General features: G+C 74.1%; 18 protein-coding genes and 1 pseudogene. 11 read left to right on the forward strand and 8 right to left on the reverse strand.

The annotated features are described in order from the left end of the window. Window positions 1–114 precede the first annotated feature (114 nt). Window positions 115–1,206: a GNAT family N-acetyltransferase gene (locus ABZ898_RS25400; RefSeq protein ID WP_361663233.1), complete on the reverse strand. Its 1,092-nt coding sequence runs from the start codon at window positions 1,204–1,206 to the stop codon at window positions 115–117. A 308-nt stretch (window positions 1,207–1,514) separates the two neighbouring features. Here ABZ898_RS25400 and ABZ898_RS25405 point away from each other — a divergent pair, with 308 nt between their 5' ends. Further along, window positions 1,515–2,285 carry a polysaccharide lyase family 7 protein gene (locus ABZ898_RS25405; protein ID WP_361663235.1) on the forward strand — a complete coding sequence of 257 codons (771 nt, stop codon included), beginning with the start codon at window positions 1,515–1,517 and terminating at the stop codon, window positions 2,283–2,285. A 93-nt stretch (window positions 2,286–2,378) separates the two neighbouring features. Further along, window positions 2,379–2,834: a hypothetical protein gene (locus ABZ898_RS25410; RefSeq protein WP_361663238.1), complete on the forward strand. Its 456-nt coding sequence runs from the start codon at window positions 2,379–2,381 to the stop codon at window positions 2,832–2,834. A 59-nt stretch (window positions 2,835–2,893) separates the two neighbouring features. Here the strand turns inward: ABZ898_RS25410 and ABZ898_RS25415 are convergent, their stop codons facing one another. Further along, on the reverse strand, window positions 2,894–6,268 hold the full coding sequence (locus ABZ898_RS25415) for a pyruvate carboxylase (RefSeq protein ID WP_361663241.1): 3,375 nt from the start codon (window positions 6,266–6,268) through the stop codon (window positions 2,894–2,896). Between the two features lie 514 nt (window positions 6,269–6,782). Here ABZ898_RS25415 and ABZ898_RS25420 point away from each other — a divergent pair. The 7 genes from ABZ898_RS25420 to ABZ898_RS25450 all read left to right on the forward strand — a co-directional run bounded on the left by ABZ898_RS25420 (window position 6,783) and on the right by ABZ898_RS25450 (window position 13,253). Further along, the gene (locus ABZ898_RS25420; RefSeq protein ID WP_361663244.1) at window positions 6,783–8,297 is read left to right on the forward strand and encodes an ATP-binding protein; all 1,515 of its coding nucleotides are present in this window, start codon (window positions 6,783–6,785) and stop codon (window positions 8,295–8,297) included. Continuing rightward, entirely contained in the window at window positions 8,294–8,701 is a 408-nt protein-coding gene (locus ABZ898_RS25425; RefSeq protein ID WP_361663247.1) for a roadblock/LC7 domain-containing protein, read from the forward strand. Before ABZ898_RS25420 ends, ABZ898_RS25425 begins: the two co-directional genes overlap by 4 nt. Next, complete coding sequence (locus tag ABZ898_RS25430) at window positions 8,698–9,045, forward strand: DUF742 domain-containing protein (RefSeq protein ID WP_361663249.1); 348 nt, start codon at window positions 8,698–8,700, stop codon at window positions 9,043–9,045. The genes ABZ898_RS25425 and ABZ898_RS25430 overlap by 4 nt, the downstream gene beginning before the upstream one ends. Next, window positions 9,026–9,643 (forward strand): ATP/GTP-binding protein, encoded by a 618-nt coding sequence (locus ABZ898_RS25435; protein ID WP_361663252.1) that lies wholly within the window; start codon window positions 9,026–9,028, stop codon window positions 9,641–9,643. Before ABZ898_RS25430 ends, ABZ898_RS25435 begins: the two co-directional genes overlap by 20 nt. Further along, on the forward strand, window positions 9,643–10,863 hold the full coding sequence (locus ABZ898_RS25440; protein ID WP_361663255.1) for a cytochrome P450: 1,221 nt from the start codon (window positions 9,643–9,645) through the stop codon (window positions 10,861–10,863). Before ABZ898_RS25435 ends, ABZ898_RS25440 begins: the two co-directional genes overlap by 1 nt. Further along, entirely contained in the window at window positions 10,860–12,086 is a 1,227-nt protein-coding gene (locus ABZ898_RS25445; RefSeq protein WP_361663258.1) for a cytochrome P450, read from the forward strand. The genes ABZ898_RS25440 and ABZ898_RS25445 overlap by 4 nt, the downstream gene beginning before the upstream one ends. A gap of 177 nt (window positions 12,087–12,263) precedes the next feature. Next, window positions 12,264–13,253: an aldo/keto reductase gene (locus ABZ898_RS25450; RefSeq protein ID WP_361663261.1), complete on the forward strand. Its 990-nt coding sequence runs from the start codon at window positions 12,264–12,266 to the stop codon at window positions 13,251–13,253. Here ABZ898_RS25450 and ABZ898_RS25455 read toward each other — a convergent pair. The 5 genes from ABZ898_RS25455 to ABZ898_RS25475 form a co-directional block, all read right to left on the reverse strand. Further along, window positions 13,243–14,241, reverse strand: coding sequence for an acyl-CoA desaturase (locus tag ABZ898_RS25455; protein ID WP_361663433.1), 999 nt, complete (start codon window positions 14,239–14,241; stop codon window positions 13,243–13,245). The genes ABZ898_RS25450 and ABZ898_RS25455 overlap by 11 nt on opposite strands. 84 nt (window positions 14,242–14,325) lie before the next feature. Further along, a complete protein-coding gene (locus ABZ898_RS25460) occupies window positions 14,326–15,579 on the reverse strand; it encodes a beta-ketoacyl-[acyl-carrier-protein] synthase family protein (protein ID WP_361663264.1) in 1,254 nt (417 codons plus the stop codon). A gap of 120 nt (window positions 15,580–15,699) precedes the next feature. Next, window positions 15,700–16,017: a hypothetical protein gene (locus ABZ898_RS25465; RefSeq protein WP_361663267.1), complete on the reverse strand. Its 318-nt coding sequence runs from the start codon at window positions 16,015–16,017 to the stop codon at window positions 15,700–15,702. A 31-nt stretch (window positions 16,018–16,048) separates the two neighbouring features. Continuing rightward, window positions 16,049–18,130, reverse strand: coding sequence for an acetoacetate decarboxylase family protein (locus ABZ898_RS25470; RefSeq protein ID WP_361663270.1), 2,082 nt, complete (start codon window positions 18,128–18,130; stop codon window positions 16,049–16,051). 213 nt (window positions 18,131–18,343) lie between these two features. Beyond that, a complete protein-coding gene (locus tag ABZ898_RS25475) occupies window positions 18,344–18,796 on the reverse strand; it encodes an NAD(P)H-dependent oxidoreductase (protein ID WP_361663272.1) in 453 nt (150 codons plus the stop codon). A 122-nt stretch (window positions 18,797–18,918) separates the two neighbouring features. Here ABZ898_RS25475 and ABZ898_RS25480 point away from each other — a divergent pair, with 122 nt between their 5' ends. Continuing rightward, window positions 18,919–19,560 carry a class I SAM-dependent methyltransferase gene (locus ABZ898_RS25480; protein WP_361663275.1) on the forward strand — a complete coding sequence of 214 codons (642 nt, stop codon included), beginning with the start codon at window positions 18,919–18,921 and terminating at the stop codon, window positions 19,558–19,560. A 56-nt stretch (window positions 19,561–19,616) separates the two neighbouring features. On the opposite strand, the gene ABZ898_RS25485 is transcribed toward ABZ898_RS25480, so the two are convergent. Beyond that, entirely contained in the window at window positions 19,617–21,674 is a 2,058-nt protein-coding gene (locus tag ABZ898_RS25485) for a DUF1996 domain-containing protein (protein WP_361663436.1), read from the reverse strand. 2,157 nt (window positions 21,675–23,831) lie between these two features. Between ABZ898_RS25485 and ABZ898_RS25490 the strand changes: the two are divergent. Next, window positions 23,832–24,203, forward strand: a pseudogene (locus ABZ898_RS25490) (C40 family peptidase); the annotation flags it as partial. Window positions 24,204–24,237 lie beyond the last annotated feature (34 nt).

Below are 24,237 nucleotides of genomic sequence, written 5' to 3' on the forward strand. Positions count from 1 at the left end.
TTCACAAATCGTTCCCCCCCCCTCCCCGTCCGCCCCCCGCGCGGGCGCCCCGCCGGCGGGGGGGGGGGGGGGGGCCCCCCGGCGGGCCCCCCCCCCCCCCCCCCCCCGACGAGGTCAGCGGCCCGGCCGCCCCTGGGTGCGCAGTTGACCGACCGTCTTCAGCAACCGATCGGCGGGCGCCAGCAGTTGGGGGTGGGCCAGCACGGTGTTGCGCAGTCCGCGCACCGGCCGGCGCCACACCCGCTGGGCCATGGACACGGGGTGGGGGCGGGACGCGAAGCCCTCCCCGACCCGCAGTTCGCGGGTCTTGAGCCAGTCCTTGTACTCCTTGTCGCCCCGGCCGAGGTCCACCAGGGTGACCCCGCCTCGGGCGGCCCCCTCGGCCGTGCGCAGGTGCATCATCAACCCCGGTGAGTAGTAGTGCAGTTCGGGGTCGTACGCGGTGAACCAGGCGGCCAGGACGGTGCTGGAGCGGGGCCCGAAGTGGGCGGCGACGGGGCGGTCGCCCGCGTACAGCACGGACAGGACCCCGGTGAAGTGCTCCTCGCGGACATGGAAGAGGTGGTTCACCAGGTCCACGATCCAGGGGCGCGAGAAGCGGTCCATGCGGCCGGTGCGGCGGTACTGCGCCGACTTCCAGCGCATCAGGGTGCGCAGCATCTCCGGGTCGCGCTCGTCGAAGACGAAGCGCACCTCGCCGATGTCGCGGCCGAGCCTGCGCTCCTTCTTCAGGGTGGTCTTGGCGAGCCCCGGGTAGGTGGCGCGCAGCCACTCCGCGTAGGTGCCGTCGCCGGGCTTCACGTCGATGACCGGGGAGGCGAAGGTGCCGGTGAGGTGCGGGGCGAACGGCCGCTGCTCCTGCACGAGATGGTCGAACTCGAAGATGCTGAGCCCGCAGGCGCGCAGCAGTTCGGCGGCGTCCCAGGTGACGCCGGGCCGGTGCACGAGGGCCTGACAGTCGGAGAGCCCGAGCCCGATGGCCCGGCCGGTGCCCAACGGCCCCCGCTCGTAGGGGAGGAAGCCGACCGGCTCGCCGCCCTCGCGCAGCACGGCGACGCGCACGCCGCCGCGATGGCGGCCCACTCCGATGGCGAACTCCGGTGCGAGGAAGGGGTTGGCGTACTCGGGTGATTCGTCCATCGCCCGGTGCCAGGCCCCGCGCAGCGCGGACGTCAGTTCGCCGGGTCTGTGAATGGTGATCTCCACCGCAGTTCGCCCCGCCCTTCGTGTGATCGCTCCCCGTGGCGCGCACCGCCGCTCAAACGTGGCGAAACAGTACGCACAGCGTCAAGGGTGCCCCAGAAGGCGGACGCTCCGCCACGGTTCCGCGCAGATCGACCCGTCCGTTTGCGCCCATCGTCCCAAGTGGTGCCGCCCCTGACGAGACCTCGGGCCGTGCCGCATCTCTTGACGGGGTTGGACCGGACCTTTAGCTTCACGGGTCATCGACGTCCAAGGATGCGTTCAGCGTTCATCATGCTGAACGCACTCGGCCCGGCGGAAGGACCCCCCACATGCTCCGTTCCCGGCTTCTCACGGCGGCGGCCGCAAGCCTCGCCCTCACTCTCGGCGCGCTCGGCGGCACCGCGCACGCGGCCGACCCGCACAAGGCGCCCGGCGGCAACTTCGACCTGTCGGTCTGGCAGCTCCAGGAACCGGTCGGCTCCCCCGGTTCCCCCACCACGGTCTCCTCGTCCCGGCTGCGCGGCGAGAACGGCTACCAGGACGCGTACTTCTACACCGACACCCGTGACGGCGCGATGACGTTCTGGGCGCCCGAGAAGGGCGTCACCACACCGAACTCGAACTACGCCCGGTCCGAGCTGCGCGAGATGAACCGCGACGGCAAAGCGGCCGACTGGGCGCTGGACGGGACGCACCGGATGAACGCGACCCTGCGGGTGGTGTCGGTGACCAAGAACGTCTGCGTCGGACAGATCCACCTCGGCTCCGGCGGCTCCTCCACCAAGCCGCTGCTGGAGCTCTACTACCACGCGGACGGCGAGATCGTCCTGGGCACCGAGAACTCCCCCTCCGGCGGCCAGACCCCGCACACCGTGGGCCAGGTGCCGGTCGGCAAGACCTGGACGTACAGCATCGCCGTGACCGGAGGGAACACCATCGAGCTGACCGTCGACGGCAGCACCACGCGCTACGGCATCCCCGCGTCCTTCAAGCCGTACCGGCAGTACTTCAAGGCCGGGTCCTACAACCAGTCGTCCTCGGACTCCACCACCAGGGGCGCCCGCGTCGCGTTCTACGGGCTGACCGTCCAGCACGGCTGACCCACACGCTCCCACCTGCGCGAGTGGTGCATCCGGGCGATCGGTCGTAGCGTCGGCACACGGTCGGACACAGCACGACAGGTGGGAGCGGCCATGCGCGGATCACTGGTGGGAACGACGGTCACCCTGGCCGCGGGAGCACTGCTCACCGCGGCGATGACGACGGCGTCGGCCAGCCCGCCGACGGCCCCCCAGCAGCCGCGCGACCGGACGGCACCCGTGCTCGTCGACTGCCAGTGGAAGAAGGACGTGCGCCCGGCCGAGTTCATCCTGGCCTGCGGCGACGGCAACAGCAGGCTCGACGGGCTCAAGTGGGTCAAGTGGGACTCGGAGTCCGCGGTGGCCGAGGGTGTGAACCTGGTCAACGACTGCGACCCGTACTGCGCCAAGGGCGTCTTCCGCTCGTACCACGTGACCGTGCGCCTCGACCGCCCGGCCGCGTGGAAGAAGAACCCGGACGTCCAGCGCTACACCCGGATGAGCGTGACGTACGACGACGCGCGCCCGAAGGGCTTCACGCAGACCATGGTCTACCCGCTCTGGGACTGATCCCGCCCGCGCGCCGGCTCCGGCCCCCGTGAGCGGGGCCGGAGCCGGCGCGGGCGGCCTCAGGCCAGCTCGACCAGCAGGTCTCCGCCCTCCACCTGCTGAATGCGGTTGATCGCCAGCCGGGACACCCGGCCCGCCTTCGGCGCCGTGATCGTGGCCTCCATCTTCATCGCCTCGATGGTGGCCACGGTCTCCCCGGCCGCCACCTCGGCGCCCTCCTCCACCGCGAGCGTCACCACCCCGGCGAACGGCGCCGCGACATGGCCCGGGTTCGAGCGGTCGGCCTTCTCCGTCACCGGCACGTCGGTGGCGGCCGAGCGGTCGCGTACCTGGATGGGCCGGAGCTGACCGTTGAGGGTGGACATCACCGTGCGCATGCCGCGCTCGTCCGCCTCGCCGACCGCCTGCAGCTCGATCAGCAGGCGCACGCCGGGCTCCAGGTCGACGGCGTACTCCTTGGCCGGGCGCAGGCCGTAGAAGAAGGACTTGCTGTCCAGGACGCCGGTGTCGCCGTACGCCTGCCGGTGGCTGTCGAACTCGCCGGTCGGGCCGGGGAACAGCAGCCGGTTCAGGGTGGGCCTCGGGTCCTTCTCCAGCCCCTCGCGGTCCTCGGCGGACAGCTCCCGCACCGGCTTGGCCTCGGCGCGGCCGCGCAGCGCCTTGGTGCGGAACGGCTCCGGCCAGCCGCCGGGCGGGGTGCCCAGCTCGCCGCGGAGGAAGCCGATCACCGAGTCCGGGATGTCGAAGCGGTCCGGGTCGGCCTCGAAGTCCGCCGGGGACACGCCCGCGCCGACCAGGTGCAGGGCGAGGTCGCCGACCACCTTGGAGGACGGGGTGACCTTGACCAGGCGGCCGAGGATGCGGTCGGCGGCCTCGTACATCGCCTCGATCTCCTCGAAGCGGTCGCCGAGGCCGAGCGCGACGGCCTGCGTGCGCAGGTTGGAGAGCTGGCCGCCGGGGATCTCGTGGTGGTAGACGCGGCCGGTCGGCGAGGCGAGGCCCGCCTCGAAGGGGGCGTAGACCTTGCGCACGCTCTCCCAGTACGGCTCCAGCTCCTCGACCGCCCGCAGGTCGAGCCCGGTGGGGCGCTCGGAGTGGTCGGTGGCGGCGACCAGCGCCGAGAGCGAGGGCTGGGAGGTCGTCCCGGCCATCGAGGCGACCGCTCCGTCCACCGCGTCGACGCCCGCCTGGATCGCGGCCAGGTAGGTCGCGAGCTGGCCGCCCGCGGTGTCGTGCGTGTGCAGGTGCACCGGCAGCCCGAACTCGGCGCGCAGCGCGGTGACCAGCTTCGCGGCGGCCGGGGCGCGCAGCAGACCCGCCATGTCCTTGACGGCGATGACATGGGCGCCGGCCTCGACGATGCGCTCGGCCAGCCGCAGGTAGTAGTCGAGGGTGTAGAGCCGCTCGGCGGGGTCGCTGAGGTCGGCGGTGTAGCACAGGGCGACCTCGGCGACCGCGGTGCCGGTGCCGCGCACGGCGTCGATGGCGGGGCGCATCTGGTCCACGTCGTTGAGCGCGTCGAAGATGCGGAAGATGTCGACGCCGGTGGCGGCGGCCTCCCGTACGAAGGCGTCGGTGACCTCGGTGGGGTACGGGGTGTAGCCGACGGTGTTGCGGCCGCGCAGCAGCATCTGGAGGCAGATGTTGGGCACCGCCTCGCGCAGCGCCGCAAGCCGCTCCCAGGGGTCCTCGGCGAGGAAGCGCAGGGCCACGTCGTAGGTGGCGCCGCCCCAGCACTCCAGGGAGAGCAGTTCGGGCAGGGTGCGGGCGACGGCGGGGGCGACCGCGAGCAGGTCCTTGGTGCGCACGCGGGTGGCCAGCAGGGACTGGTGGGCGTCGCGGAAGGTGGTGTCGGTGACGCCGAGCGCCGGGGACTCGCGCAGTTCGCGGGCGAAGCCCTCGGGGCCGAGGTGGACCAGGCGCTGCCGGGAGCCGGCCGGGGGCTCGCCCGCCGGGAGCGCGGGCAGCTTGGTGACGGGGTCGAGGAGTTCGGGGCGCTCGCCGTGCGGCTTGTTGACGGTGACGTCGGCGAGGTAGGTGAGCAGCTTCGTGCCCCGGTCGGCCGAGTGGCGGGACGTCAGCAGGTACGGGCGCTCCTCGATGAAGGAGGTGGTGACGCGTCCGGCGCGGAAGTCGGGGTCGTCCAGCACGGCCTGCAGGAAGGGGATGTTGGTGGCCACGCCCCGGATGCGGAACTCCGCCACCGCGCGCCGGGCGCGGCCGACGGCGGCCTGGAAGTCGCGCCCCCGGCAGGTGAGCTTGACCAGCATGGAGTCGAAGTGGGCGCTGATCTCGGTGCCGGCGTGGGTGGTGCCGCCGTCGAGCCGGATGCCGGAGCCGCCCGGTGAGCGGTAGGCGCTGATCAGGCCGGTGTCCGGGCGGAAGCCGTTGGCGGGGTCCTCGGTGGTGATCCGGCACTGCAGGGCGGCGCCGCGCAGGGTGATCCGGTCCTGGGAGAGGCCGAGGTCGGCGAGCGTCTCGCCGCCGGCGATGCGCATCTGGGCCTGGACGAGGTCGACGTCGGTGACCTCCTCGGTGACCGTGTGCTCGACCTGGATGCGGGGGTTCATCTCGATGAAGACGTGGTTGCCGTCGCGGTCGAGGAGGAACTCCACGGTGCCCGCGTTGCGGTAGCCGATCTCGCGGGCGAAGCGCACGGCGTCGGCGCAGATCCGGTCCCGCAGCCCGGGATCGAGGTTGGGCGCGGGCGCCAGCTCGATGACCTTCTGGTGGCGGCGCTGGAGCGAGCAGTCGCGTTCGTAGAGGTGGATCACGTTGCCCTCGCCGTCGGCGAGGATCTGCACCTCGATGTGGCGGGGGTCCACGACGGCCTTCTCCAAGAAGACGGTCGGGTCGCCGAAGGCGGACGCGGCCTCGCGGGAGGCGGCCTCGATGGACTCGCGGAGCTGGGCGGGCTCCTCGACGCGGCGCATGCCCCGGCCGCCACCGCCCGCGACGGCCTTCACGAAGACGGGGAAGCCGATGTCGTCGGCGGCGCGGACCAGTTCGTCCACGTCATTGGAGGGCGCGGACGAGCCGAGCACGGGCACCCCGGCCGCGCGTGCGGCGGCGACGGCGCTGGCCTTGTTGCCGGTGAGTTCGAGGGTGTCGGCGCTGGGGCCGACGAAGGTGATCCCGGCCTCCTCGCAGGCGCGGGCCAGGTCGGGGTTCTCCGAGAGGAAGCCGTAGCCGGGGTACACGGCGTCGGCCCCGGCGCGGCGGGCGGCGGTCACGATCTCGTCGACGGAGAGATAGGCGCGGACGGGGTGTCCGGGTTCGCCGATCTCGTACGCCTCGTCGGCCTTGAGCCGGTGCAGCGAGTTGCGGTCCTCATGGGGGAAGACGGCCACCGTGCGCGCGCCGAGTTCGTAGCCCGCCCGGAAAGCGCGGATGGCGATCTCCCCGCGGTTGGCTACCAGCACCTTGCGGAACATCTGGGATTCCCTTCAGCCTGCCGGCGACGAACGCCATGGTGTCAGCCACGTAGTGCCCCCGTACTTCGCGGAAACACTAGGGGGTGTGTCCCCGGGCCGAAGTGCGAAAACCATCACATTGACGCGGCCGCGTCCCGTGGGCAGGCGCTCGCCCCCGGCGGGCCGGGCGGCGCGACGGGCTCCGGCATCCCCCGTCCGACTGTCGGGGTGAACCCGCGGGAGCGTGCCGCGCCACCGCCGGACAGGTGAACGCCGCCCCGCGTCGGGGTGAGCCGCCCGGCGGGGACGGCCCGGCCCGCCCGGGGAGCGCGGGGTGAGATCCACCGTTTCGCCTCACCCGCGAACAGAGCCCGGTTCACGGCCAAAGCGACGTTTTGAACGTCCACTTCATGGAAGGCCGCTGCTTTCTTTCCACTTTGATCATCAACTCTCGTATAGTGACCGCCGGTTCACCGAAGTCGGTGATTCTCGTCTCCCGACCGCCCCCGATTGCCGCGAGGACCAGACCGGACCGATGACCGCGCCCACGCCTGACGGCGACGACCGCCACGCCCTCCGTACGCCCGCCGTCGCCCTCGTCGCGACCGCCGCCGTGTGGGCGACGGCGCTCGGCGCGGCCGCGGCGGCCGCCCCCGAGGCGGCGCGCACGGTGCTCGTGTGGGCCGGGGCCGCGGCGGGGGTCGCGCTCTGCGCCGCGGTGGCCGTGACCGTCCGGGCCCGGGACACCGCCCGCCGCGCCCGGCACCGGCTGGACGCCGCGCTGGCCGACGTGGCACGCCTGGAGCGGGAGCGGACGTCCGCGACCGAGGAGACACGCCGGGAGCAGCAGCGGCTCATCGACGAACTCTCCGCCCAGCGCCAGGAGTTCAGCACCGAGCGGGTGCGGCTGGAGAAGGACGGCGCGCGGGAACTGGAAGAACTGCGGCACGAGGTGCACCGGCTGTCCGCCGACCTGGAGCGGGCCCGGCGCGAACGCGCCGCCGCCGTCTCGGCCACCTCCAACGCGGCGGGGCGCATGCAGGCGCTGGCCACGGCCACGCTGGCCGACCTGCGGGCGATGGAGGAGCGGCACGGGGACGAGGAGGTCCTCGCCGACCTGCTGCACCTGGACCACCGCACCGCGCAGGCCGGACGGCTCGCGGACTCCGTCGCCGTGCTCACCGGGGCGCGTTCGGGGCGGCGCTGGGCGCGGCCCATCGCCATGGAGTCCATCCTGCGCGGCGCCATGGGCCGGATCGGCGGCTACCAGAGGGTGCGGGTGCACTCCGTCAGCGACTCCGCCGTCGCCGGGCACGCGGCCGAGGGCGTGATGCACGCGCTCGCCGAACTCCTCGACAACGCCACGAACTTCTCCCCGCCCACCGCCGAGGTCCACGTCTACGTGGAGGGGGTCCCGGCCGGCGTCATCATCTCCGTGGAGGACAGCGGCCTGGTGATGGGCGACGTCCAACTGCGCCGCGCCGAGAAGGCGGTGACCGGTGACGTGTCCGGGCTGGGCGGTCTGACCGGTACCCGGCTCGGCCTCGCCGTGGTCGGCAGGCTGGCCCACAAGTACGGGCTGAAGGTGTCGTTCCGGCCCTCGGCGCGCGGCGGCACCGGTGTGCTGATGCTCGTACCGCAGGAGATCCTGACCGGCCCGGAACCCGCGCCCCGGGTCGCCCCGGCGCCCGCTCCGAAGCCCGCCGCCGCCCCGGTCCGAAAGCCCCCGGCGCCCGCCGCCCCGGCCGCCGATGAGGCCGACGGGCTGCCCAGGCGGCGTCGCGGCCGCACGCTGGCCGAGGCCGAGCGCTCCCGGTCCGCCTCGCGGGGCGGCACCCGCGGGTCCGCAGCCGACCCCGCCGAGGCCAAGCTGCGCGCGGCCCGGTTCAGCAGTTTCCGCCAGGCCGTCCGGCCCGGCGAGAAGGCCGGGGACGAGGTACCGCGGACCCGGCCCGCGCAGCCGCCGAAGGCCGGCCCCGCCGGCGATCCCGCCGAAACCCCTCCCCCCACGCAACCGCACACGCACCTGGAAGGCGACCCCACTCCATGACCGGCACGACCACCGCCGACGACACGCTCACCTGGCTCCTGGAGGGCCTGCTGGAGAAGACCCCGGGCGCCCGGCACGCGCTCGTCCTCTCCCGTGACGGCCTCAAGCTGTGCCGCACCCCCGAGTTGTCCGTCGACCAGGCGGACCAGCTCGCCGCGATCGCCGCGGGCATCCAGTCGCTGTCCCACGGCGCCTCCGTGGAGTTCGGCGACGGCAGCGGCGGCGTCCGCTCGGCGATGGCCGAGTTCTACGGCGGTGTGCTGTTCATCGTCGAGGCGGGCGAGGGCGCCCACCTGGCCGTGGTGACCAGCGACGACGCCGACCCCGGAGTGGTCGGCCACACGATGAGCGAACTGGTGGAACAGCTCGGCGAGCACCTGACCGCACCGCCTCGCGCCTCGTGAGCAGACCGGGCAGGGACGACGCTCCCGACCGTCTCTACACGCTCACGCGGGGACGGCTCGGGACCGGCGACGGCAGCCCGCTGGACCTGGTCACGCTGATCGTCGCCGAGTCGGCGGCGGCCACCGGCATGCAGTCCGAGCATGTGGCCATCCTGCGGCTGGCGGAGTTCCCCACCTCCGTGGTGGAGATCGCCGCCGAGCTGCGCCTGCCCGTCAGCATCACCAAGGTGCTGCTGTCCGACCTCCTGGCCAGCGGCCATGTCAGCGCCCGCCATCCGCACCGCCCCGCCATCACCGACCCCGACATCCTGGAGCAGGTGCTCGTTGGACTCCGCAATCTCTGACGCGCGCACCCCGCTGGGTGCCTCCGCGGACAACGGTCTGAAGATCGTCGTCGTGGGCGGTTTCGGCGTCGGCAAGACCACGCTGGTCCGCTCGGTCAGTGAGATCCGGCCCCTGAACACCGAGGAGACGATGACCCTGGCGGGCGAGTCGGTGGACGATCTCGCCCTCGTGGGCGGCAAGTCGGCCACCACCGTCGCCTTCGACTTCGGCCGGGTCACGCTGGACGCGCGCAACGTGCTGTACCTGTTCGGGGCGCCCGGCCAGGAGCGGTTCTGGTTCCTGTGGGACCGGCTGTTCTCCGGCACGCTCGGCGCGGTCGTCCTGGTCGACACCCGCCGGATCGAGGACTCCTGGTACGCCATCGACCGGCTGGAGCGGCACGGCACGCCGTTCATCGTGGCCTGCAACGACTTCGGCGGACGGCGCGCGGGCGACGACGTGCGCGCGGCCCTGGACCTCGACCCGCACGTGCCGCTCATCGACTGCGACGCCCGCTCCCGCGAGTCGGCGAAGGACGTCCTGATCAACCTGGTCGGCCATGTGCGGTCCCTGTACACGGACGACGCCGGGGCCGGTCTCCGAGGGGAGCTGGTGTGATGTCCGAGGCCGTACCGCTGGCGGGACCCCGCTTCCGCACCGATCCCGCCCGCCTCTACCGGGAGTTGCGGCGCGACCACGGCTCCGTGGTGCCGGTGGAGCTGGACGGCGGCATACCGGCGTGGCTGGTGGTGGGCTACCGCGAGCTGCACCAGGTGACCGGCGATCCGGTGCTGTTCAGCCGGGACTCCGAGCTGTGGAACCAGTGGGAGAACGTCCCCGGGGACTGGCCGCTGCTGCCGATGATCGGGCACCGCCAGCCCTCGATCCTCTACACGGTCGGGGAGCGGCACCGGCAGCGCGCCGCGATGATCAGCGACGCGCTGGAGTCGGTCGACCCCTTCGAACTCAGGCGCCAGGCCGAGCGGTTCGCGGACCAGCTGATCGACGCCGTCTGCCCGGCCGGCGAGGCCGACCTGATCACCCAGTACTCGGCGCTGCTCCCGGTCCGCGTCCTCGCGCGCCTGTACGGCTTCCCGGACGACGAGGGACCGGGCCTGGTCACCGCGCTCAACGACATGATCGACGGCCGCGAGCGGGCGCTGGCCGGGCAGTCCCACCTCGCCTCCGCCATGGCCCGGCTGGTCGCCGACCGTGCCGGGAAGCCCGCGGACGACGTGGTCTCCCGGATGCTGGCGGACGACGGCGGGTTCACCGACGAGGAGATCGTCCAGGACCTGATGGTGATGATGGCGGCCGGTCACCAGCCGACCGCCGACTGGATCGGCAACTCCCTGCGGCTGATGCTGACCGACGACCGGTTCGCCGCCTCCCTGTTCGGCGGCCGCAACAGCGTCGCGGAGGCGATGAACGAGGTGCTGTGGGAGGACACCCCCACGCAGAACGTCGCGGGCCGCTGGGCCGCGCGCGACACCCACCTCGGCGGGCGCCGGGTGCGCGCCGGTGACCTGCTGCTGCTCGGTCTCCAGGGCGCCAACTCCGACCCGCAGGTCCGTACCGACGCCTCCGCGCTCACCGGCGGCAACAACGCGCACTTCTCCTTCGGGCACGGCGAGCACCGCTGCCCGTTCCCGGCGCAGGAGATCGCCGAGGTGATCGCGCGCACCGGCATCGAGGTCGTCCTCGACCGGCTGCCGGACATCGACCTGGCGGTGCCCGCCGGGTCCCTCACACGCCGGCCCTCGCCCTGGCTGCGCGGGCTGACCGAGCTGCCCGTGCGGTTCACCCCGACCCCTGCCCTGGGAGGCACGTCACGATGACCACCGGTACCGGTATGTCCCGTATCGCCCTCGACCCCTTCGTCACGGATCTGGACGGTGAGAGCGCGGCCCTGCGCGCGGCCGGACCGCTCGCCGCGGTGGAGCTGCCCGGCGGGGTGCCCGTCTGGGCCGTCACCCGGCACGCCGAGGCCAAGGCGCTGCTGACCGATCCGCGCCTGGTGAAGGACATCAACGTGTGGGGCGCCTGGCGGCGCGGCGAGATACCGGCCGACTGGCCGCTGATCGGGCTGGCCAACCCCGGCCGCTCGATGCTCACCGTGGACGGCGCGGACCACCGCAGGATGCGCACGCTGGTCGCGCAGGCCCTCACCCCGCGCCGGGTGGAGCTGATGCGGGAGCGGATCGAGAAGCTCACCCGCGACCTGCTGGACGCGCTGCCCGCCGGGGACGAGGTGGTGGACCTGAAGGCGGCCTTCGCCTACCCGCTGCCCATGTACGTGGTGGCCGAGCTGATGGGCATCGACGAGGCGTCACTGCCCCGGCTGCAGGTGCTGTTCGAGAAGTTCTTCTCCACCCAGACCCCGCCCGCCGAGGTCGTCGCCACCCTGACCGAGCTGGCCGGGATCATGGCGGCGACCGTCGAGGCCAAGCGGGCCGAGCCGGGCGACGATCTCACCAGCGCGCTGATCCTCGCCTCGGCGGACGGCGACCACCTCACGGACGAGGAGATCGTCGCCACCCTGCAGTTGATGATCGCGGCGGGCCACGAGACGACGATCTCCCTGATCGTCAACGCGGTCGTCAACCTCTCCACCCACCCGGACCAGCGGGCGAAGGTGCTGTCCGGGCAGGTGGACTGGCCGGCGGTGGTCGAGGAGACGCTGCGCTGGTCCACCCCGACCTCGCACGTGCTGATCCGCTTCGCCACCGAGGACGTCCCCGTCGGCGGTTCGGTCATCCCGGCCGGGGACGCGCTGATCGTGTCGTACGGCGCGATCGGCCGGGACGAGGAGGCGCACGGGCCGAGCGCCGGGGAGTTCGACATCACGCGGGAGACCGCGAACCGGCACATCTCCTTCGGTCACGGCCCGCACGTCTGCCCGGGCGCGGCGCTGTCCCGGCTGGAGGCGGCCGTGGCGCTGCCCGCGCTGTACGCCCGTTTCCCGCACCTGGACCTGGCGGTCCCGGCGGCCGGGCTGCGCAACAAGCCGGTGGTCACCCAGAACGACCTGTTCGAGCTGCCCGTTCGCCTGAACGGGTGACTTGACTTCGAGCGCGCTTCAGCTCGTAGCGTCGCGCATGCTCCGGTGCCCGGCTCCCTCACGGGATGCCGGGCGGCCAGATCCGTCGCTAGATGGATGAGGGGCCCGGTCCCCGGCCCGGGGACCGGCAGTCGTCCGGAAGGACGATCGAGCGCGTGCGAAAGGCTGGAACACCACATGCGACAGCGCAGTCTGCGGGATCTGCAAGTGTCGGCGATCGGCCTCGGCTGCATGGGAATGTCCGCGTTCTACGGGACGGCCGACCAGGACGAGGGCGTGGAGACCATCCGGCGCGCCCGCGAGCTGGGCATCGACTTCCTCGACACGGCCCAGATGTACGGGCCGCTCACCAACGAGTCCCTGGTCGGCGAGGCGATCCGGGGCCACCGTGACAGCTACGTGCTGGCCACCAAGTTCAACTACCGGATGGACGACGCGATACCGGGCGACATGTCCAGCGTGGGCCGTCAGGACGGCTCGGCCGAGCATGTCCGCTCCTCGGTGGAGGGTTCGCTCCAGCGGCTCGGCACCGACCACATCGACCTGTACTACCAGCACCGGGTCGACCCGGACGTGCCGATCGAGGAGACGGTGGGCGCGCTGGCCGAACTGGTAGCCGAGGGCAAGATCGGGCACATCGGGCTGAGCGAGGCGAGCGCGGAGACCCTGCGCCGGGGCAACGCGGTGCACCCGATCACGGCCGTGCAGAGCGAGTACTCGCTGTGGTCGCGGGACGTGGAGGCGGAGGTGCTGCCGACCTGCCGCGAGCTGGGCATCGGCTTCGTCGCCTACTCACCGCTCGGCCGGGGCTTCCTCGCCGGCCGCTTCTCCTCCCCCGACGAGCTGGACGAGAACGACTACCGCCGCAGCAGCCCCCGCTTCACCGACGAGCACCTGAAGGCCAACCTGCGTCTGGCGGCCAAGGTCAAGGAGATCGCCGGGCAGAAGGGCGTCACCCCGGCGCAGCTGGCGCTCGCCTGGGTCCTGGCGCAGGGCGAGCACATCGTCCCGATCCCCGGCACCAAGCGGCGCTCCTACCTGGAGCAGAACGCGGCCGCCGTCGACATCGAGCTGACGCCTCAGGAACTGGCGCAGATCGACGCGGAGCTGCCCGAGGTCTCGGGCGAGCGGTACGACGAGGCGGGGATGCGGGCGGTCAACCGCTGATCCGCTCCGCCGGGCCGGGACTCTCGGCGGTGTCCCGGCCCGGCGCCGTCCGGGGCCGCGGGTCCGCCCCGGTCTCCAGGCGCCGGGCCCGCACCCGGCCGGCGTCGGGCCAGCGCACGTCGTAGGCCCAGCCGAGGCGTTCGAACCAGCGGATCAGCCGGGCGCTGGCGTCCAGCTGGCCGGTGAGGACGCCGTGCCGGGCGCTGGTCGGGTCGGCGTGGTGGAGGTTGTGCCAGGACTCGCCGAAGGACAGCGGGGCCAGCCACCACACGTTGCCGGAACGGTCCCGGCTGCGGAAGGGCCGCGAACCGGTCGCGTGGCAGATGGAGTTGATGGACCAGGTGACGTGGTGCACCAGGCAGATCCGCACCAGCCCGGCCCAGAAGAGCGCGCTCGCCGCCCCCGCCCAGGTGCCGGTCAGCAGCAGGCCGAGCAGCGCGGGCAGCGCCAGCGAGAGCACGACGAAGACCCCGAAGCCCCGTGAGACGAGGCGCAGCGCCGGGTCCCGTGCCAGGTCGGGCGCGTACCGCGCGGCGGGGGCGTGGTCGGTGTCGAACAGCCAGCCGAGGTGGGCGTGGAACATGCCCTTGGCGAGCGCGCGCGGGGTGCGGCCGTACCGCCAGGGCGAGTGGGGGTCGCCGTCGCGGTCGGAGTAGCGGTGGTGCTTGCGGTGGTCGGCGACCCAGGTGAGCAGCGGCCCCTGCACGGCGAGGCTCCCGGCGACGGCGAGCGCGATGCGCAACGGGCGCCGGGCCTTGAACGCGCCGTGGGTGAAGTGCCGGTGGAAACCGACCGTGATGCCGAGCCCGCTGACGAGATAGAACGCGGCCGCGAGGCCGAGGTCGGTGGGGCTGAGCCCGCGCCGCCAGGCGAGCGGGCCGGCCGCGAGGAGCGCGAGGAAGGGCACGGCGACGAACACGCCGATCAGCACCTGCTCGGCGCTGGGCCGGGACCACGCCCGGCCGGGCGGCTGCGCGGCCGCCGTGATCTGCGGCGCTTCCGGGACTTCCGGCACGGGTGGGACCTTTCCGCTGGGCGCGGGCGCTTGCGTCGGCCCGCCTTGGAGGGTCGGCTACTCGGCGGCCGTGAGGGCCAGTACCGCGTTCTGGCCGCCGAAGCCGAAGGAGCTGCTGATGGCGGCGCGCATCGTGAGGGGGCGCGGGGTCTTGGCGACGACGTCGAGGTCGATGGCCGGGTCGAGGGTGTGGAGGTTGGCGGTGGGCGGGACGAGCTGATGGCGCAGCGTCAGCACGGTGCAGGCGGCCTCGATCGCGCCCGCGCCGCCGATGGCGTGGCCGATGGTGCCCTTGACGGCGGTGACCGGGGGCGGGCGGTGGAAGACCTGGTGGAGGGCGTTGCTCTCGGCGAGGTCGCCCTGCGGGGTGGAGGTGCCGTGGGCGTTGACGTGGTCGACGTCCTCGGGGGCGAGCCCCGCGTCGCCGAGCGCGCTGCGGATGGCGCGGGCGGCGCCGTCGCCCTCGGGGTGCGGGGAGGTGAAGTGGTGGGCGTCGCAGGACGCGCCGTATCCGGCGACCAGGGCGGCCGGGCGGGCGGTGCGGGCGCGGGCGTCGGCGGTGCGCTCCAGCACGAGGACGGCGGCGCCCTCGCCGAGGACGAAGCCGTCACGGTCGCGGTCGAAGGGGCGGGACGCCTCGTGCGGGGCGTACGAGCGGCGGGACAGGGCGCGCATCTGCGCGAAGCAGGCGGCGGTCATGGGGAGCCGCGCGGACTCGCTGCCGCCGGCCAGGACGAGGTCGCAGGCGCCGGAGAGCAGCAGGTCGCGGGCGAGGCCGATGGCGCTGGTGCCGGAGGCACACGCGGTGGAGACGACGAGGTTGGGTCCGGTGACGCCGAGGTCGAGGGCGATCTCGGCGGCGGCCATGTTGGGCACGCTGCGCGGCAGGGCGAGCGGGGAGACCCGGTCGGGGACGCGGGCGGCGAGCCGGTCGAACTCGGCCTGCCAGCCCTGCATGGAGCCGGTGCCGACGCCCATCACGACACCGACGCGCGGACCGTCCCAGTCGCCGGCGGCGAGCCCGGCGTCGGCGACGGCCTCACGGGCGGCGAGCAGGGCGAAGGTGGTGAAGCGGTCCAGGCGGCGGCTGAGCCGGTGGCCGAGCAGCCGGGGGGCGTCCAGATCGGGCACCTGGCAGGAGAACGCCACGGGCAGCCCGTCGAGTCCGGGGTCGGCGGTGGCCGTGGAGATTCCGGCGCACAGTCCCTCCCAGGCCGCCTGCCGTCCGACGCCGGCCGGGGTGACCAGTCCGAGTCCGGTGACGGCCACGGGGGCGCGCCGGGTCGCTTGACCTGCCTTCACGAGCTGCATGAGCGGTGATTATGCGGACCCGCGGCGCGGGCTTCCGGCCGCCACGACCCGTTCGGTCCAGGACGGCACCGGCTACCACCCGGATGCCCGAACGTCCCCGTCCCGCACGCCGGGCGCGGCTCAGTTCCGGTCGGCGGACGGGGGCACGACGGGTGCGGCCCGGCGCCGCCGGGGCCGTGGTCTGCCGGGCCCGGTCTGGGTCAGCAACGCCTCGGCCGCGGCGCGTAGTTGGCGTGCGGTGGTCCGGCAGGCGGCCGCCTGGCGGGCGAGGGTCGGTCTGCTCCACTCGGGTTCGGCGACCCGGCCGCTCAGGGAGGCGGCGGTGGCGAGCAGACGCCGGGCGTAGTCGTCCATCAGCTCGGCGTCGGTGCGCAACAGCGCTATGCGGTCGAGGAGTTCGGCGGCGATCGGCTGGGCGGGGGTGGAGTGGCTCACCATGGCGGCTCCCGGTCGCTTGGTTCGAGGAGGTTCAGCGCGGGAGGACGGCGCCCGCGGCGCGATGGACCATGAACTGGGGGCAGGCCACGACGAACAGCGGCCGGGCGGTGTCGATGCCGAGCCGGCGCAGCTGCCCGGCCATCGGTTCGGCCGCTGCGGTGTCCAGCCTGAGCCGGACCCCGGCCCCGGCGTGCAGGCGGGGGCGCGCGGAGGTGCGGACGGCGGTGCGTACGGTGCTCTCGCCGCGCCGGCCGTACAGCGCCCAGTCCGGCTCGGGGCAGCGGACGCCGGGGCCTAGGCGGCCGAGGACGGCGATGCCGAGTCCGGGTGCGCTGAGGCGGATTCCGCGGCCGGTCAGATGGACCTCGGCGGCGGCGCGCACGGCGGGCTGGCCCCAGATCTCGCGTGTCGCCACGCGGGCCTCCTCGCTGGTCACCGCGAGGGAGAGGACGAAGCGCCCGGTGCGGCGCAGGTCGGCCCGGCGCAGCAGGTCGGTGGCGAGGTCGGCCGGGCGGGGCCGCCAGAGGTCGTCCACGGGGACGGACAGCGCGATCTCGGTGTAGGAGCCGAGGGTGGAGCAGCGGTGCTCGTACAGCGAGAGCACGGCGAGCGTGTGCCGGCCCGGTCCGCTGGGCCGCATCCAGGGGACGTCGGGCAGCAGGGACCGTACCGCCTCGGTGTCGACGGGGAAGCAGAGGTGGGCGGCGGCGGAGTCCTGGTAGCGCACGGGCACGCCGACCGGGCCGGTGGCGGTCGGGACCGGGGCGGTGGGCAGGGTGAGGAAGGGATGACCCTCGGGCGGCCGGGCGGGGTCCTTCAGCTGGTACGCCTGGCTGCGCACCACGGGACCCCGGTAGGGCGTGAGGGCGTCGTCGAGGTGACGGCGCGCCTCGGGGGCGACGGTGCGCAGGTGGCCGATGTACGCGCGCAGCAGGTGGGAGTCGGGGAAGGCGCGGGTGGGCCCGGTGTAGCGCGCCTCGTACCGCTCGGGATGCGGGGCGGCGGGGTTCGCGGCGGGGACGAGGTCGTGTTCGTTGGTGACGTGGCCGATCCAGGTGCGCGGGTCGGCGGGGTGCCCGGCCGGGGACGGGGAGCCGACCGCGATGACGTGGGTGAGCCGGTAGGCACGGCAGAACCCGGCGTCCCGCGCGAGGTTGAGCAGTGCGGTGCCGCCCTCGCCGTGCCCGACGAGGGCGAGTTCGGCGCCGCGCGGGATGCCGTGCGCCTCGATGGCGGGGCGCAGTGCGCGGGTGTAGGGCGAGTCGGCGCCGAGCTGCTCGCGCCAGGCGCCGACGACGTCGTGGGGGGAGCCGTGGCGGGGGCGGCCGGAGTCGGTGCCGGGCGCCTGGACGACGTACCGGACGACACCGTCGGGGCCGCGCACGTTCTGCACCAGGACGCGGCCCTCGGGGGCCAGGAGTTCGATGTTGCGGAGGAAGCCCAGCAGGGAGCCCTCGGTGGCGAGGGTCTGTTTCTCCCCGCCGGTGAGGTCGACCGCCTCGGCGCCGCCGCCGGGGTCAGGTACGGGTTCCGGGCCGCCGGGCGGCACGGCGTCCAACAGGGTCCGCACCGTGAGGAGTTCATCCAGTACGGGGCTGAGCGCGGCCAGGGCGCGCTGGGCGCCGGGGTCCAGGAAGAGGGCGCGCAGCTCGCGTACGGCCTCCCCGTCGCCCCGGGTACCGAGGGCCGCGGTGAGCCGGCGTATGCCGGGGTCGCGGGCCAGTTCGGGGTGGCCGGCCAGGACCGCGGCGATGCGCAGCCGCAGCGAGGTGACGGCCGTCGTCGCGGCGAGGGGTTCACCGCCCCGGCGTGCGCCGAGCAGCCGCGCGAGTCTTCTGCGGGCCGCTCCGGTGGGGGCGCCCAGGCCGCGCGGGTCCGTCAGGGCGCGCAGCAGCGCCCAGCGGGCGGTGAGTCCCGTACGGGGGTGGCGGGCGGAACCCTTGCGGGGTGGCGCGAGCAGGGCGTCCGCGGTGCGTGTCGCGACGGCGCGTACGCCCTCGGCGATGCCGGCGACCTCACGGGCGCCGTCGCGCAGGAGTTCCTCGGTGGTGCGCTGGTCGGCGTCCTGCCCGCCGGGCGCGGGCCGTCCGGGTGCGTGGCCGTCCGCTCGCATCCGACGCTCCCTCGATTCGGTCGACGTACGACGGGATGCGACCGCGTCCGGAGGGACGCGGCCTCGTGCTCCATCGTCGGCCAGGGGTCCGGCGCCCGCACCTCCGTCCGGCCGGAGCGGGCCGCGCGGGCGGGCGCCGTACCGGTACGGTGCCGGGCCGGGCGGGGCATCCCGGCGGGCGCGGCGCACACCGCCGAACGGGCGACCCCGGCGTCAGCCGGACAGGCCCGCGGCGAGCACGGCGCCCAGTTCCCAGCACGCCTCGGTGTCGGCCCTGGCCGGCGGCCCGGTGACGGTGACCGGCTCGGCGGCGCGCCGCCAGCCGAGGCCGGTGGTGACCGCCTCGACGGCGCGCACGGCGCCGGTCACGTCGTTGCCGCCGTGCACCCAGTAGCCGAAGGGGCGGCCCCGGGTCTCGTCCAGGCACGGGTAGTAGACCTGGTCGAAGAAGTGCTTCAGGGCGCCGGACATATAGCCGAGGTTCGCCGGGGTGCCGAGCAGGATGCCGTCGGCGGCCAGGACGTCGGAGGCGGTCGCGGCGAGGGCGGCGCGACGGACGACGCGGACGCCCTCGATCTCGGGTGCCGTCGCACCGGACACGACGGCTTCCAGCAGCTCCTGGCAGTTCGGCGAGGGGGTGTGATGGACGATCAGCAAGGTGGGCACGCCCGCACCCTGCCCTGCCGGGGCTCGTGTCCGCAAACGCCGGGCGTCGTGAGGCGCGGGTCTGGGCATGGGCATGGGTACGACGCCGCCGGGCACCGGTGGCGCATCCGAGGGGAGCGGTCTTGGCAGAGGACGATCAGCGGGCACCGGCGGCGGTGGTCTTCGACACGCTGGGCCTCGCGTACGAGCGGGCGTTCGCCGCCTCCGGGCCGCATCTGGCCTCGCTGAGCTGGCTGGTGGACCATCTGATGCCGGGCAGCCGCGTGCTGGACGTGGGCAGCGGGACCGGCCGGCCCACCGCGGAGGCGCTGGCACGGGCCGGGCACCGGGTGCTCGGCGTGGACGTCTCCCCGGTGATGGTCGACCTGGCCGCGCGCCAGGTTCCGGACGCCGAGTTCAAGGTGGCCGACATCCGTGAACTGCCCCTGGAGGAAGCCTCCTTCGAGGCCGTCTGCGTGTACTTCTCGCTGCTCCAGATGAGCCGGGCCGAACAGCGCGAGGTGGTGGGCGCGCTGGCGCGGGCGCTGCGTCCGGGCGGGCTCGCGGTGCTGGCCACGGTTCCGGTGGACGTGGCGGACGTGGAGACGGAGTTCATGGGACAGCCGGTCCGGGTGAGCAGTTTCGCGCCGGAGGAGTTCGCCCGGCTGGCGGCCGACGCGGGGCTGTCGGTGCTGTCCGAGTCGCACGCCACCTTCGTACCGGCCCACCCGGACGCCGGACCGGAGCCGCATCTGTTCCTGTACTGCCGGCGTACGGCGCACTGAGCCCCCGGTCCCTCCAGGGGGCCGGGGGCTCAGGCAGGGCCGGGCCTGGCGCAGGGTCAGTACCGCAGGCGCCGGGCGCGGAGCAGCATCACCAGACCGGACGCGGCCAGCAGCACGCCGAGGGCGGCGGGCCACAGGCTGGCACCCGTCTCGGCGAGACCGCCGTTGCCCACCGCCTGCGGCTCCAGGTCCGCGGGCGGCGGCGTGGTCACGGCACCGGCCTGCGCCGGGGCGGACGTGCCGGTCTGCGGGGCCGCGCCGCCCGCCTGGGTGGCCGGGGCGGCGGAGTCGTCCCGCTTGGCCTGGCCGCCGTCGTTCTTGGTGGTGTTGGCCGGTGCGGTCGTCGCGTCGTCGCGCGGGGCCTCCACGGGGTTGGACTGCGCGGGCTGTTGCGCGGGCTGTTGCGCGGGGGCGCTGTCGGCGGGCTTCACCGGGCTGTCCCCGGCCGGCTCGCCGTTGTCCTGGCCTCCGTCGTTCTGGTTTCCGTTGTCCTGGTTTCCGTTGTCCTGGCCGCCGTTGTTCTGGCCGGGGTTCGCCGTGGCGTCATCGCCCTTGCCGCCGTCGTCCTGACCGCCGCCCTGGCCGCCTTCACCCTTGCCGCCGTCGTCCTGGCCGTTGTCACCCTGGCCGCCGCCCTGGCCCCCATCGCCCTTGCCGTCGTCGCCGGGGCCGCAGTCGCGGCCGGAGTTGATGCAGTCGACCATGGTCCGCATCAGGCCCTCGTCGAAGACGTTGATGAAGTCGCCGTGGTCGGTGACCGGCTTGTGCTGCTGCTCCGGGAAGGAGTCGACGGCGAACAGCGGGGTGCCCTTGCCGCCGTCGCCCAGGCTCGGCGCGTCCACGTCGTAGACGATCCGCTGGACGAGCTGCGGGATGGCCTTGAAGCCGCCGGGGCAGTTGCCCTGGGCGTCGGCGAAGGCCACGTGGGTGCGGTGGTTGGCGCTGTCGGCGTTACGGCCGTCCCAGCAGCTCTGGAAGCGGAAGCTGCGGACCACGTCGCTGCCCGACGGGCACAGCGGGTACTTGTCCTTGAGCTGCCGGTCCTCGAACCCGGTGCAGCTCCAGGAGGCGTTGGCGTTGGCGGGCCCGTTGACGAACGCCTTGGCGTCACCGGTGATGATGCGCAGCAGACGCGGCATCTCGGCGACCTGGCCGCTCGGGCTGCCGACGAAGGTCAGGGTGACCTCCTTGGGCGTGACGATCTCGCCCGCGTTGCCCTCGGTACCGCCGCCCGGCGCGCCCGCGTCCCGCTCCTGCTTGCCGTTCTGCAGACGCAGCACCGGCCAGTAGTACGTGGACCGGTCGCCCTGGTCGGCACAGCTCGTCTTGGCGTTCGCCAGGTCCTGGTCGCTGGCGAAGGCGGTGTTGGACTGGTTGCCGACGTAGTCGTGGAAGTGGTGGGCGCCGTTGGAGACACCGGGGGCCACGATCACGTTGTCCGAGTTGAACAGGCCGTTCTCGTTGACCCCGCACTCGGTGCGGAAGGTGCCGCCCGGGGGTGCTTTCGGGGCGTTGGGCTGCACGGACTTGATGTCCGTGTAGTCGGCCGCGACGGGGCCGTTGCCGCCCTGCCCGGTGCCGCCGTTCTGACCCTGCCCCTGCCCCTCTCCCTGGCCTTGCCCCTGGTTCTGGCCCTGGTCCCCGCCCGCGCTCTGCGAAGGCGCGGCCGAACCCTGCTGCTCGCCGCCCGCGGCGTTCTCGGCGGGGCGCAGGGAGCAGGGGGCGAGCGCTTCGAGCTGGTCCGGGCGGTTCCCCGCCCGGCCGATGGCGTCGGCGATACGGCCGAGGGTCGCCGTCCGCTTGTCCTTCAGCGGGTTCATCACGGAGTTGTCGGCGGCCGAGGGGTCCTGCCGGAGCGCGTCGGCCGACTGCTGCAGCCGCTGGTACGCCTCCGCGATCTGCTGGTCCAGCTGGGCCAGCTCGCGGTCGACGTCCGCGCGGGCCGCCTCCGGTACGTCGGTCAACTGCGCGCCCACGTCGGGGCAGTCGACGGTGGCCATGCCGGCCGACCTGAGCTGAGCGTTCACCCCGTCGCCGGAGCCCTGTCCGCCCCAGCCGCCTTCGCCGGCCGACGCGTAGACGTTCGCCGCGACGAGGCCTCCGCCGCCGAGCATCAGCGCGACCGCGGCGAAGGTCACGCGTCGTGCGCCGGTCGGGCGCCTGCGCCTGTTCGGTTCCAAGATCGTCCCCTGCGGGTCGTGGTCGGTGGGGGGCATGTGGCGCCCCACCCCCTTACGCGGGGCGACGCCGACGCGTTCACGCCGGGCCGGAATTCTTGGCCAACTCTCAAGAGGGACGGGTCATATGGGACGCCTCGCACCTCACGAGCCCTTCCGCACAGTCCAGTTGGCGACGGAGGCGCACAGTCTGCCCGCCCGAACATCGCGGCGAACATCACAAATACGTATCGGACATTCCACCCGTCGACCTTCACACGAGTGACACAAGTTGGCTAGGTTGACGCCAGGCCGCCCGGCTCCACCGTTCCAGTGAGCCCGCAGCGGCGTCCGGCACGGGAGATCGACCGACTTCCGGGCGCGTCGTGCCGACTGCCCCGCGGGGCGAGGAAGGAGTCGTCTCTCATGGCGCCGGAGAGTCACGAAGAGGTTCGGCAGCGGATCGACTCCCTCTACGCACGGGCTGAAACCGCGACGGGCAACTACAACGCCACCCGCGCGATGGCGGCGGCCACCCGCAAGCGGGGCGTCCCGCTCGCCAAGCGGTCCGGCGGCCGTCAGGACCCGGCGCTGGACGCGGTGACCCGCCAGTGGTTCGACGCGGCCCGCGTCAAGCTCGGCCCGATCGTGCCCGCGGCCCTGCCCGCCGACCGGATGCTCGACAACTCCCCTGCGGAAGAGCGCACTTGGACCGCCGAGGAGCTGGGCCTGCCCGCACCCGCACCGGAGCGGCCCGCCCTGCCCGCCGGAACCGCGCAGCGCCCCGTGGCTGAGCTGACGGGCGGCCCGTCCACCCCGGCCCTGGACGCGGGAACGGCGACCGCACTCCCCCCGGCCGCCCCCGTGGCGGCACTCCCGCCCGCACCGGCCGCCCAACTCCCGCCGAGCGTGGCGGAGTCGGCACCCCCGGCCCTGCCCACCGCCGGACCGGACCTGACCGGACCGGACCTCGCCGGCCTGGGCATGGCGGGGCCGGGCATGGCGAGCACGGGCATGGCCGGGCCGGGCATCGCTGGGCCGGGCATGGCGAGCACGGGCATAGCCGGGCCGGGCATTGCTGGACCGGGCATGGCGGGTCTGGGCATGGCGGGTCAGGACCTCGCCGGCCTGGGCATGGCGAGCACGGGCATCGCGGGCACGGACATCGCGGGCGGCACGGCCATCGCCGCGCCGGCGCCGCTCGGAGGTGCCCCCGGAGTGCTGCCGGTCACGCCCGCCGGGCCCCGGCGCACCGCCCCCGCCGACCTCAAGGCGGGCAACCGCCGCAAGCTCGCCTCCGCCAAGGACATGCTGTCCCGCCACGCCTGGACCCCCGCCCCGGGGCAGGCGCGGGGAGGCGACGCCCGCCAGGCGCCCGCACCGGGCGCCGTACAGACTGCCGCGCCGGGGATCGCCAGCTCCGGCGCGGCGCCTACACCGGCCGCCCCCGCCGGACCGTGGACGGCACCGGTCGTGGACACCGGCCCGCTGACGTACCCGGTCCCGGACGCGACGGGGGACACCGGCTCGCTGCCGTACCCGATCCCCGGGCCTCTCAGCGACACCGGCGGCCTGAGCTATCTGGCGCCGGCGCCGCAGACCGACACCGGCACGCTGCCCGCCGTCGACACCAGCGCCTTCGCCTACCCGCCCGCCTCCGTGCCCGGCTACGACACCGGCGCCTTCCCGGCTGCGGCCGCGCTGGCGCCCACGTACGACACCGGGGCCTTCCCGGCGGTACCTCCGGTGGCGGAGGCGGCCCCGGCCCCGACTCCGGTGTTCGACACGGGAGCGTTCCCGGCTGCTCAGGCGGCGGCACCCACGCCCACCCCTGGGTTCGACACGGGAGCGGCGTTCCCGGCGGTGGCCCAGGCACCTGCCCCGGCCCAGGCTCCGGCTCCGGCTCCGACCTACGCAACAGACTCCTTCCCGGCGGCACCCGCGTTCCAGCCCGCGCCCGCGGCCCAGACCGCCCCGGCACCTATGCCCGCACCCACGCCCGCCCCGGCCCCCACCCCCGCCTACGCCCCCGGAACGGGACCCGCCCCCACCCCCCAGCCCCCCGCCTTCAGCACAGGCACCTTCCCCTCCGCCTCCTCCGCCCGCCCGGCCGGGGAGTCCGCCCACGCCGTGCGTGCCGCCAAGGCCATCGCCTTCGCGGCCGCGCAGGTCGGCAAGCCGTGCGTCTGGGGTGCCACCGGGCCCGACTCGTTCGACTGCTCCAGCCTCACCCAGGGCGCGTGGCGGGCGGCCGGGGTCGAGCTGCCGCGGTCCGCGCACGAGCAGGGGGCGGCCGGGACCGAGGTGGCGCTCGGCGCCGCGCTCCCCGGCGACCTGGTGCTGTTCTTCGAGGACGACCGGCACGTGGGTCTGTACGTCGGCAACGGCGCCATGATCCACGCTCCGGGGCCCGGCGCGGCCATCCGCGAGGAGTCCGTGTACGGCGCCGGTGAGAGTGCGATCCACCGGGTGATCAGGCCGGCCTGATTGCCCATAAAACCTGTTTATGAGCCCATAGACC

The organism is Streptomyces sp. NPDC046860, from assembly GCF_040645115.1.
Lineage (GTDB): Bacteria > Actinomycetota > Actinomycetes > Streptomycetales > Streptomycetaceae > Streptomyces.